Source organism: Dyadobacter sp. (assembly GCF_039919315.1).
Classification (GTDB): domain Bacteria; phylum Bacteroidota; class Bacteroidia; order Cytophagales; family Spirosomataceae; genus Dyadobacter.
In genome coordinates this window covers 1-10,752 of record NZ_JBDSFX010000069.1, presented here as the reverse complement: position 1 = coordinate 10,752, position 10,752 = coordinate 1, and the positions used below count along the sequence as shown (strand labels likewise).

Genomic DNA, 10,752 nt, shown 5'->3' with positions numbered 1-10,752 from the left:
AAGAGATTAGTTTGTTCGTTGGTGAGGTTTCAGGTGCGTCCTCGATGTCTTGGCTCAACGGGACAAGTGGGAAGATGAATTGTCAAGTTACCCCATCTAAATACTATGGCCAGTATTTTTATCCTGAGTGAGCTATTTTTGTCTCTTTACATACTTAGGTTATGAATATGTAAATTTGTAAACGCGAGCCAGAGCTATATACATGCATAATTTTAAACATGTATATAGCTCTGGCTTAAGTATATCTGACTATGATGATGAAATACCTTTTTTTTATAATAATTATGTTTCTCGTCGGTTGTAAAGAACAGGACCTGGACCTGAAAATCCCGTACGCAGGTGACAAACTCGTGTTATGGGGCAAACTTCAGGCAAATTTACCAATCAGAATACAAGTGACAAAAACCTTTAACCCTGTCGGAAAAATTCCTGCCGAAGTCACAGTTAACAATGCTACCGTCGTATTATATAAAAACGGCAAAGAATATATAACGATTTTGCATTCCGGGAAAGAGCCGGGATTTTATACTTCTGACAGCCTGGTGCAGGCGGGAGCTACCTACCTGGTGCAAGTATCGGCACCTTCTTTCCCCACTGCGGAGTCGGCCCTTGTTACTGTCCCATTGGCATTGCCTGATATGACTGCGATAAGAACACGTGATGTTGTCGGTCAAATGAACCATCAAACCCCGCAAGATCTGATAAGTTTGTATTTTACAAAAGAAGATGCCTTACTCGACAGGCACTTTAGCATCAAACTGACAAATTACTATATAAACGATACACTTTCCAGCTATCCCTATGCTTCGGCAGACAATATATCCGCCAATGAAGAAGATTGCCATACCTGGGGCATAGAAGTAGAGAAGCCCGAATATAATGACATTCTAAAGGCCATTGTTTATCCTCAAAGCCGTGTTTTCCTGATGTCCAATCAGTGCTTACCTGCCCCTGCCGTTCCGCTCAAATTTTATGTGGAAAACGGAACTGATCTCAACTCTACCATCCGCGCCTTGAAAGTAATAGTACGTGTCGGGGTTATTTCAAAAGATTTTTTTGAATATGCGAAAATAGAAAATAAGCAACCTGAGGGTGTTGATCATCTGGTACTTCCCCCCCAGAAGGCATTGACCAATGTCAAAAATGGCTATGGACTTATTTTTGCGTCCAATGAAAAGACCATTGAACTACCATGACCCAGCCATTTGCCATTGTATTTGCTTTGTTATTTGGTCTGATCGCACAGCGTAGTTTTTCTCAAAAACTTACAGTAAGTGGAACGATACGTGATGCTATGAGCGGAGAGTTGCTCATTGGGGCTTCTGTAAGTGATAGTATTTCGGGAACGGGTGTGCATACCAATGCATATGGCTTTTTTAGCTTTGAAGTGCCTTCACCGGATCATTATCTCAAAGTCGGCTATGTGGGTTATTTGCCTGTATACGTAAAAGATCTTTCAAAGCTGAGCGCTCCGCTGGAGATAAAATTATCGCAGGCAAATAATCTACATGAAATAAATGTCAGGGAAAATAAAGTTCTGGGCTCTCCAATCGGGAGTCTGTCAATTCCTATTGACAGGATTAAAGCGTTGCCGGCCTTACTGGGCGAAGTCGATGTTTTAAAAGCATTAAGCTACACTACGGGTGTTTCCACCGGTACCGAAGGGAGTGCAGGCTTATATATTCGGGGCGGGACCCCGGACCAAAACCTGATCCTGCTTGATGAAGCGCCTGTTTACAATGTGATGCATCTTGGTGGCTTTTTCTCGGTCTTCAATCCAAATTCTTTAAAATCGGTGGATCTCTATAAAGGGGCATTCCCTGCCCGATACGGAGGCAGACTGGCCTCAGTCATTGATCTGACTATGAAAGATGGGAATAACCAAAAATTTGGTGGAGAAGTAGGACTAGGCCTGCTCAACCAGAAACTTACCCTGGAGGGGCCAATCATTAAAAACAAAGCTTCGTTTATCATATCCGGACGGGTTTCTACATTAGGCCTTACTTCCTTGCTCAGTTTACGAAAGAAACCCAGCTCTGGGACAGGAGAGGACCGTGTTTATCGTTTTTATGACCTGAACGCAAAATTTAATTATCAGATCAATAAAACGGATCAGGTATATGCCAGTGTCTACAATGGCTATGACCGGTTTAAATATGCTGAATGGAGTATCACCAACAATGGAAAAGAAACGGAAACAGCTGTTGGGAACAATTGGGGGAATACCACGGCAACGCTGAGATATAGCAAGGTTTTTTCTCCCAAACTGTTCTCAAGATTTGCCCTGCTCTATTCGAAATACACGAGTGAATACACCAATAATTTCGAAGATGAAGGTGTAAATGGACAACCGTCTAGTCTTTATCGCAACACCAATGCTGGTGTAAGCGATTGGGGAGGTAAAATCCAGTTTGATTATTTTCCTGCCAATCAATTGAATATAAAATTCGGTCTGGACGCTACCAGGCATTCCTTCAGTCCGTTTGTTACGAAAAGCAACTATAATGGCTTGTTTGATAATACCAAAGAAGGGAAGCTTCCTGCGTCTCAGCTGGATTTTTATGTTGACAGCGATATTGCTTTGACGTCACAGATCCGGTTTAATGCAGGCTTACGTTACAGTCTTTACAAAGTCAGTGGCCGTACATTCTACAACCCGGAACCGCGACTAGGGGTAAACTGGTCACTTCCGGGCAACTGGTCGCTGAAAGCAGGTTACTCGGTGATGAATCAATACCTTCATTTGCTTACAAACAACGGCTTTGGCTTTGGTTACGATGCATGGCTACCGTCTACGGATAAGGTGGTTCCGTCAAGGGCTAATCAATTATCAGTCGGATTATACAAAATTTTTCCCGTCTCAGGCTGGGAGTTTTCTCTCGAAGTATATACCAAAAGGATGAAAAACCTCATAGACTATCCTGACGGTACTAATTTCACTGGCCTGCTTGCCGATTCCTGGGATGATATTGTTATAAAAAATGGTATCGGCCGTGGAAAGGGAGTGGAGTTTATGATCAGTAGGAATATAGGCAAATTCAAAGGGTCTTTTGCTTACACTTTGTCCAAATCGGAAAGGAGATTCGTAGGAGTAAATGACGACACCTGGTATCCAATGAAATACGACAAAAGGCATAATTTGTCGATTACGACCGGATATGCAATCGGCAAGAAATGGAGCCTGAATACCACTTTTGTTTATCAAACGGGACATACTGTCACATTGCCCGAGGCCGCTACCATTACTGAGAATGGTTCTGACCCCAAGTTTATATACAACAATCGGAATAATGGAAGAATGCCCAGCTTCCATAGGCTGGATATTGGTGCAGTCAAATCTTTAACCACCGCCCGTAAACGCAAGGCTGAGTTGAGCATAGGATTGTACAATGCCTATAACCGAAATAATCCTTTATATCTCGATTTGAAGATTCAGCGGATTAACTCCAAGCCAACAGCAATTTCAATAAAGCAGGTTTCATTTCTTCCAATATTACCCTATATAGGCTATACGCTGAAATTCTAGCCAAACCACGTCTAAAACAATATTTCTATGAACAAAATAGCCAAAGTCTTCATTGTTTGCTTTTTTATGAGCGCACTACATAACCTAGTACATGCACAAGAAGCGTCGATAGTGAGTGAGCCGGCTGCGCTTCCTAACGAAACATCCCCCAAAGAGTTAAGAAAGGGTAGTTTCACTTTGGCCTTAAATGCTTCTGGATCTGGTGTTAATACTATTAACCATTCCGGCAAGAACTGGTCGCTCGCACCCCAGGCAGGTTATCTGGTAGCAAATCGTTTGGTGGTAGGGTTCCAGTTATCGATGGGCAAATCGTCCCAAAGACTTAAGACAGGCACCCCGGCTGCTTATATGATTCCTGAATATGAATTTTATTCGGTTCTTCCGGAAATATATTCCCGCTATTACTTTCTGGATTTCAAGCTAAAACCATTTGTGCAACTTTCTTCAGGATATAACTTTCAATGGGGTAACGAGCAGAAGGGCAGTTTCGAAGCTTCATCTAATTCTCAGAATTTTGCCTTATCCGGTGCATTTGGGTTGAGTTTCCGTATTAGCAGGCATATTGGTATAGAAGCGCTATATAATACCCGTTTTGATAATAATTCCAGGATCATAGACTCCAATGAAAATCTTAAATACAGGTTGGGTCTTTCGATGTTTATTAGGTGAATCTCCTCATGCTCAATCACACACCCGTCATCAAGGGAGTTCGAACTGGTGCAGTGTTGAAAATTTTAAGTAGATTGCTCGACCGAATGTTTGGGGCTCGGAGCGAACATCATCCAAAGGACATTTGTCATTGTCTCTACCAGCTGTGCTCCTACCCGAGATGTTGGAATCAACGCATCGAACATACCCGAATGATTAACAATCAAACCTAATGAGTCTTAGGAGGTTTGCTGATCTCATTGAAAACATCTTGATGGGCTACTTACAAAATCTCGAACAAATACGAATATTTTCGACCATTCTCGAACAAACACGACTTTTTCGAAAAAGACAAACGTCAGCCCAAAACGCTCGCGATCCTAAGGCAAATTTACACAGGATAGGTAAATCCCATTTCAATAAACTAGATTCACAAATCGGCTCAACATACGGTTTCGAAGATTTTGAAATCCAAATGAGCCGCCTGCTTTGCGCGTCTGGCCAGATGTACGATTGTAATACAATCGCCGGTTGCTGCGCACCCGATCTGGCCTTCCCCTCCAAAGTCGGTCCAGGTTTGTGAAGGAGTTTTATATGTTTGAAAGTGTAGATAGGATCGTGATGAAAGAAGAAAAATCGAACAAGACAAAGCTTGTAATCTTCCGGCTGACACCCAAAGAATACGCCATATTGGAAGCCAAACGCAGCCGCACCACATGCCGGAAATTAAGTGAATTTTTAAGGCTTTTTATCTTCAACCGACCGGTAACTGTGATCGAAAGGAACGGTTCGCAAGATCAGATGATTGGTGAATTGTCGGAGCTGCGGGAAGAACTTAACCGGCTTAGCAACAACTTCAACCAGGCGACCAAACGCCTCAATGCGGTCAACCAAATCTCAGAATTCAGAAATTGGATCGCCAGCTACGAAGCTGAAAAGGCATTCCTGTTTTCGATAATGGAGAAGATCAAATCGCAAACCGATAAATTGGCAGATCGATGGTTGCAGTGATAAACACCAGCAGCCGGCTCCGGGCTGTGCTGCAATACAATGAAAAAAAGCTGGAACAGGGACATGCGGAATGCATTTCGGCTTTCAACTATCCTAAGGATGCGGATGCGCTGAGTTTTGACCAAAAGCTGAACCGGATTCAGCAGCAATTGGCTTTAAACAAAAGGACAAAGGTCAATACGGTACACGTGTCCCTGAACTTTGACCCCTCGGAAAAGCTGAGCAAAGAACAGCTCGCGGAGATTTCAAAAGCCTACTTGAAAGGTATTGGATTTGAGAAACAACCCGCCCTCGTATACGAGCACCGGGATGCTGGTCACCGGAATGCCGGTCCAACCCCATGTGCATCTCGTGACAACAAACATCAAAGCAGATGGAAGCCGAATTTCACTGCACAACCTGGGTAGGAATGAATCGGAGAAGACCAGGAAGGAGATTGAGATAGATTTTGGTTAGGTAAAAGCACAAGATCGAAAAGTGCAGGAGTTTAATCTGAAACCCGTCAGCATTAAAGCGGCGTATGGAAAGTCAGAAACCAAGAAGGCCATTGCCAACGTGCTCGAAAAGGTTCTGAATGACTACAAGTTCACCACGATGGGAGAATTGAATGCGGTGCTTAATTATTATAATGTTGCGGCGGACATTGGCTCGGAGGGTTCGAGGATCAGAAAGAACAATGGCCTTTTATACCGCGTGCTGGATGAAGATGGCAACCGGCTTGGGGTGCCCATCAAAGCAAGCGACTTTCATTTCAAGCCAACACATAGAAAGCTGAAAGTGCGTTTTCTGTACAATGAGATGAATCCGAACCGTACGAAGGATTCGTTACGTGTTAAGAATAGTATAGATTTTACTTTGTATGGCAAACAAAACGTGTCATTGCCCAGGCTGATCAATATTCTTCAAAAAGACGGGATTGATACGGTAATCCGAAAAAATGAAGAAGGCCTGCTGTACGGCATCACATACTGTGATCATCGTACGAGATCCGTCTTCAACGGAAGTGCATTGGGTAAGCAGTATAGCGCGAAGGGAATTGCCGAGCGATGCATTGAGGGTCCTTTTTCTCTTCATCAGCAGAAGTCTCAAAAGATAGGGATGGATGTGGGGCAAGCTGTTAGTGCCGGCAATGTTTACTATGCCGGAAATGGTAGTGCGTTGGAGAATGATAAGTCAAACGATTTTTCCGGGCGACTATCTTGTCGCCCGGATGCACGGAGTAGCGTTTGTTACCGTCGTAGGCCTTCATCGAACCCTTTAACAGGAACATAAAATAGTGTTCGGTATGAAGTATTCCGGCGAAATTTCCGGGCCTAAATGGCAGGAGTGTATTTTATTAATTTCCACGTCAGAATAACTAGTTTTGCAAATTTACTTACTTCGGTCGGCTGTCCACGCTTGCCAGAATCGCTTCTTCCTTGCTGCGCGGATGCCAGTTTAAAGTTTCAATTGCTTTTTTGTTAGACATTCTAGTATAAGCTTCTGACGCTGTTGGTTGCAGGTCAGCAATCAAAGATGCGCTTTCGGGACGTTCCTTTTTAATCAGTTCGGCAACGTCATAAAAACTTACAGCCCCTTCCGATGTGGCCAGAAAGCGTTGCCCATTTGCTCCCGGTGGCAGCATTGCTTTGATATGGATGTCCGCGACATCGCGTACATCAACGACACCAAATGTAAAAGCAGGACTTTCTTTAATGTTACCTTCAAGGATTGCCTGGATAACTCCCTCGAAAGAGGCAGGATAAATGCCGCCGATGATCGGACCAAAGATTCCGACGGGATTAATAACGACCAGCTCCATACCTTCGCCCTGATTTTTGATAAATTCCCAGGCTGCTTCTTCTGCAATGGTTTTGGATTTGATGTAAGCAGGAATAGCAGCGTTTTTATCTGTCCAGTCATTTTCATCGAAAATATGCCCTTTGCGGTCTGAGCCATAGCCAATTGCAGCAAATGACGAAGTAAGCACCACCCGTTTTACGCCCGAATTTCTGGCTGCTTTCAAGACCCTCAAAGAACCGTCGCGGGCTGGAATAATGAGATCATTCTCGTCTTCTGGCTCTGTCAGTGGAAAAGGGGAAGCTACATGCAACACATAATCACAACTTTCAACAGCTTCGTCCCAACCCTTATCGCTCGTGAGGTCTGCTTCAACGAAAGACAATTTTGAAAAATCGGCAAGCCCTGCTTCTTTAAGTGCGTCAACGATACTTTGCGTTTTGGATAATGTCCGGAGCGTGGTTTTAACGGTATATCCTTGCTGCAAGAGTTGTAAAATCGCGTGGATTCCCACAAATCCGGTTCCCCCGGTAACTAATACTGTTTGATTGCTCATTGTTTTTTCTAATAGATTCTAATGCAAATATCCGAAATTGGAGAAGGGGCAGCTTTGTTGTGAAGCTCAATTTTGGTTTGTTGTACGGTTCAGATCCATTTAGCTTTCTCTGGACCTCTCTGTCTGTACCAGTCGCAATCGTAGCTTGCCTCAGAATGGAAATTTAACCCCGGTCAATTTGTTCTCCCACTTCCCATAAGCTACTTGCTGAGGGTAAATTTTTTGCCTGTTTTGGGATTGCTGCTGGTCCTGGCAGACCTTTTAGCTTCATAAATCCCGCTGGTCCCCAGTAGCTGCCATTCGTTGCGGCATCATCCGTAGCTGCAAGCAGTGAAGGTAAAGCGGCTTTGTCGGCAGATTGAGAAAGCAGCGGCGTAATGATCTTGGCCATCAAAAAACTGCTTTTACGCTGCAAATTAATGGGTGAGCCGCCCGGATGCACTGCGATTGAGATGGAATTTTCTGAGCGAATCCAGGTCTGCAAGATCCAGGGTTACCAGCATGATGCGGGCAGTCGGCACAATACGCGTCACTCGCCCCTTTGCAACATCTGCTTTTTGCTGATCACGGCTAGTCATGATGAGTTGAGCTCCCTTTTTGGCTAATGCTAAACTGGTTTCAAATACAATCCCCGAATTGGCCCCGGTAACAAGCATAGTCTTCCCGGACAGATCCGGTATATTATCTGTGGTTCACTTTTCCATGAAGATTTTGGTTGTAGGTCAGCTCAAACTGACGGAGATGTGTTTAATTAAAACTCGCCCGAAATTCAAGCGGGGTCCGGTTGGTTTTATTTTTAAATAATTGTTGAAAGACTGAGGCCGCTCGAGACCCAGTTCGTAGGTGATCTCGGCAACGGAAAGTGTTGTAGTCGAAAGCTTTTCTTTTGCCTTTTCAATGATCACTTCCTGTATGCGCTGCTGGGCGCTCTGGCCGGTTAATGTGCGCAGCATATCACTCATGTATCTGGGTGAAATGTTGAGCTGTGACGCGATATCATCCATGGACGGCAGGCCGCGGTCAATGGCCGCTTGGGAATCAAAATATTGGTTTACAATCTTCTCGAACTGGACCAATAGTGCATTGCCTGCCTTTTTTTGGGTATCAATTTTTGTGAAGATCTCGGCGACGGTTTGTTCTTCCTTTCCTGAAAGATGCAGGGCCTCATTGAATTCGTATGAAAAGTACCCATAGCTTTTGATGGTGGTGCCCAGCATGTGCCCGTATAAAAAATCGGGATGGAACAAAAGCATCCAGCCACTGCCGCAATCCTGGATAAGCGTGTTCAAATCAACGAGCTCAACTGCCTGCACCTGTTTGGGGGCACGCTCACCAGCGGGTGTAATGGCGCAGGAAGCGAGAGCAAGCGGTGAAATTCGGAAATGGATTCTATCAGCTGCATGACTGCAAATTTACCGGATAAATAATTGTTTGATATCACGCATGGATGCCGGTTGGCCGATTTCTTCACGTCTGGGGTAAAGTGTTATGGCCAGCGGAAGCAGTGTCGTTGTCGAGTTGGTTCAGCTCTGTTTCCGATGCCGGGTTACGCATGGTTGCGATGACCTTCCAACCTTTGCTTTGAAAAAATCTGGCGGTGGCTTTTCCTAATCCCGAGGAAGCCCCGGTAATGGAAATTGTTTTTTACATGATCTTTGTTTGATAATTTGATAATGCAAAGTTGGGCTGCAAAAAGCGCTCGGATGTTTCCAGATCGAGGAAGGTTGTTTCCGAATTGACGAACCTACAAACCATTGAAAAATAGATCGTATACTTTGTTAGGAGCTAAGGCCGGTATTGGGTCGATGCATTGGGGAAAACACTTTATACCTTCTCTGGCGACACCGGCAATGTTAGTAATTGCAACGGCGATTGCGCGGCAGTTTGGCCGACTTTCTTTACAGAGCCGCCTGTTGTTCCGTCAACTTTGAAATCCAGTGATTTCTGCAAGATAACGCGGGCTGACTCGAATCCACAAGCAACATTTGTTAAAAAGCCGGTGTACTTCTTTTCAAAAGAGAGCTACGTGGTGAGGTAGAAGGGACATTGGCTAATTGAAGCTATTTCCTTAAATACTACTTTAACTAAAAGCACCCGCGAATTTAAGCCATAGAGAAAATCCGTTTTTAGGTTAATAAAGGAGAGGATTTATTCGTCGCTACCTTGTAAATGGTGGGCAATTCAAACCAGAATAAGGTCCCTTTACCAAGTTCGCTTTTCACGTGAATGGAACTTTGGTGTAGTTCCAGTATCTTTTTTACGATAGCCAAGCCGATACCCATTCCTTTTTTTTGCTGATGGTCACCGTCGAGTTGCTTGTACCTCTCAAAAATATATGGCTGTTCTTCAGCAGCAATGCCCTTGCCAGTGTCGGATACCTGAACCTGCACCCCCGCTTGCGTATTTGTCAGCTGGATGCTGATGCTTCCCCCATCCGGCGTAAATTTAAATGCGTTATCCAAAAGGTTTTGCAGGACCCGTTCTGTGAGGGCAATGTCTGCAAATACAAGCGGCAATGTTCCTGTCGTGTCCAGATCGAGTTTGATCGACCTCTCCATCGCACGAAGGTGGTAGGCCATAAGAATGTCGGAAGCCAGCTCATTGAGCATAAATTGTTCTTTTTCAGGCGTGATCTGGTTGGCTTCCAGCTTGGCGTATTGAAAAAGTTGCTCCACCAGTCCCGAAAGTTTTTTGGTGCTGTCCAGTACTACACCCAGATATTTACCCTTTTCAGCATTATTCAGTTGGTCTTTTTTGATCATCAGCGTTTCTACATAGCCCTGCATAATGGACAGCGGCGTGCGCAGGTCATGCGAAACATTAGCGATCAGTTCCTGCCGAAATTTGTCGGTCGCGGTGATCTTATCAATGTTATCTACGATCACGTCGGCCATATCATTGAAAGTGGAGGTCAGCATTCCAATGTTCCCCTTCGAATGTCCCACGATACGTGCAGAGTAATCGCCCTCCTTGAACCTTTTCACTACCAGCGCTATTTGACAAATGCTATCGGTGATCAGGAAAAAGGTAATAACCCCGACGATGAACGCGATTAGCAACGTACATAGAAAAATATACAGGCCGAGCCTGAAATTGAGGTTGCTGTTAAGGGTTCCCAGGATTTGTCTTTGGGTTTCACTGGCGAGTATGGCATAAACGTAGCCTGCTAGCCTGCCGTTTTCATATAAGGGCGCGGCAGAAAAAATACCAGGCTCGTCAGGTTCTTTGGGAT

12 protein-coding genes are annotated in these 10,752 nt (G+C 44.5%); 6 read left to right on the top strand and 6 right to left on the bottom strand.

Annotation, left to right across the window (positions count from 1 at the left end; all coding sequences use genetic code 11):
* Window positions 1-251 precede the first annotated feature (251 nt).
* From ABIO93_RS19210 to ABIO93_RS19185, 6 genes are all read left to right on the top strand, one after another.
* A complete protein-coding gene (locus ABIO93_RS19210) occupies window positions 252-1,196 on the top strand; it encodes a DUF4249 domain-containing protein (protein WP_348070581.1) in 945 nt (314 codons plus the stop codon).
* Window positions 1,193-3,526, top strand: coding sequence for a TonB-dependent receptor (locus tag ABIO93_RS19205; RefSeq protein ID WP_348070580.1), 2,334 nt, complete (start codon window positions 1,193-1,195; stop codon window positions 3,524-3,526). Before ABIO93_RS19210 ends, ABIO93_RS19205 begins: the two co-directional genes overlap by 4 nt.
* Before the next feature lie 27 nt (window positions 3,527-3,553).
* A complete protein-coding gene (locus ABIO93_RS19200) occupies window positions 3,554-4,195 on the top strand; it encodes a hypothetical protein (protein ID WP_348070578.1) in 642 nt (213 codons plus the stop codon).
* A gap of 558 nt (window positions 4,196-4,753) precedes the next feature.
* Window positions 4,754-5,185, top strand: a complete 432-nt coding sequence (locus tag ABIO93_RS19195) for a plasmid mobilization relaxosome protein MobC (RefSeq protein WP_348070576.1) — start codon at window positions 4,754-4,756, stop codon at window positions 5,183-5,185.
* Window positions 5,173-5,592, top strand: coding sequence for a relaxase/mobilization nuclease domain-containing protein (locus ABIO93_RS19190; RefSeq protein WP_348070574.1), 420 nt, complete (start codon window positions 5,173-5,175; stop codon window positions 5,590-5,592). Before ABIO93_RS19195 ends, ABIO93_RS19190 begins: the two co-directional genes overlap by 13 nt.
* 70 nt (window positions 5,593-5,662) lie before the next feature.
* Window positions 5,663-6,457 carry a hypothetical protein gene (locus ABIO93_RS19185; RefSeq protein WP_348070572.1) on the top strand — a complete coding sequence of 265 codons (795 nt, stop codon included), beginning with the start codon at window positions 5,663-5,665 and terminating at the stop codon, window positions 6,455-6,457.
* 103 nt (window positions 6,458-6,560) lie between these two features.
* On the opposite strand, the gene ABIO93_RS19180 is transcribed toward ABIO93_RS19185, so the two are convergent.
* The 6 genes from ABIO93_RS19180 to ABIO93_RS19155 form a co-directional block, all read right to left on the bottom strand.
* Window positions 6,561-7,520, bottom strand: a complete 960-nt coding sequence (locus ABIO93_RS19180; RefSeq protein WP_348070570.1) for an aldehyde reductase — start codon at window positions 7,518-7,520, stop codon at window positions 6,561-6,563.
* A 163-nt stretch (window positions 7,521-7,683) separates the two neighbouring features.
* Window positions 7,684-7,911, bottom strand: coding sequence for a hypothetical protein (locus tag ABIO93_RS19175; protein ID WP_348070568.1), 228 nt, complete (start codon window positions 7,909-7,911; stop codon window positions 7,684-7,686).
* Window positions 7,912-7,936: 25 nt separating this feature from the next.
* Window positions 7,937-8,176, bottom strand: coding sequence for an SDR family NAD(P)-dependent oxidoreductase (locus ABIO93_RS19170; RefSeq protein ID WP_348070566.1), 240 nt, complete (start codon window positions 8,174-8,176; stop codon window positions 7,937-7,939).
* A 66-nt stretch (window positions 8,177-8,242) separates the two neighbouring features.
* Window positions 8,243-8,833, bottom strand: coding sequence for a helix-turn-helix domain-containing protein (locus ABIO93_RS19165; protein WP_348070565.1), 591 nt, complete (start codon window positions 8,831-8,833; stop codon window positions 8,243-8,245).
* A gap of 154 nt (window positions 8,834-8,987) precedes the next feature.
* The gene (locus ABIO93_RS19160; protein ID WP_348070583.1) at window positions 8,988-9,152 is read right to left on the bottom strand and encodes a hypothetical protein; all 165 of its coding nucleotides are present in this window, start codon (window positions 9,150-9,152) and stop codon (window positions 8,988-8,990) included.
* A gap of 494 nt (window positions 9,153-9,646) precedes the next feature.
* A partial coding sequence (locus ABIO93_RS19155) for a HAMP domain-containing sensor histidine kinase (protein ID WP_348070563.1) occupies window positions 9,647-10,752 on the bottom strand: 1,106 nt, incomplete at its 5' end.

Bases quoted from the DNA above. Each gene is read 5' to 3' on its own strand.
- ABIO93_RS19210 (WP_348070581.1), top strand. From the start codon at position 252: ATGATGATGAAATACCTTTTTTTTATAATAATTATGTTTCTCGTCGGT.
- ABIO93_RS19205 (WP_348070580.1), top strand. From the start codon at position 1,193: ATGACCCAGCCATTTGCCATTGTATTTGCTTTGTTATTTGGTCTGATC.
- ABIO93_RS19200 (WP_348070578.1), top strand. From the start codon at position 3,554: ATGAACAAAATAGCCAAAGTCTTCATTGTTTGCTTTTTTATGAGCGCA.
- ABIO93_RS19190 (WP_348070574.1), top strand. From the start codon at position 5,173: ATGGTTGCAGTGATAAACACCAGCAGCCGGCTCCGGGCTGTGCTGCAA.
- ABIO93_RS19180 (WP_348070570.1), bottom strand. From the start codon at position 7,520: ATGAGCAATCAAACAGTATTAGTTACCGGGGGAACCGGATTTGTGGGA.
- ABIO93_RS19175 (WP_348070568.1), bottom strand. From the start codon at position 7,911: ATGGCCAAGATCATTACGCCGCTGCTTTCTCAATCTGCCGACAAAGCC.
- ABIO93_RS19170 (WP_348070566.1), bottom strand. From the start codon at position 8,176: ATGCTTGTTACCGGGGCCAATTCGGGGATTGTATTTGAAACCAGTTTA.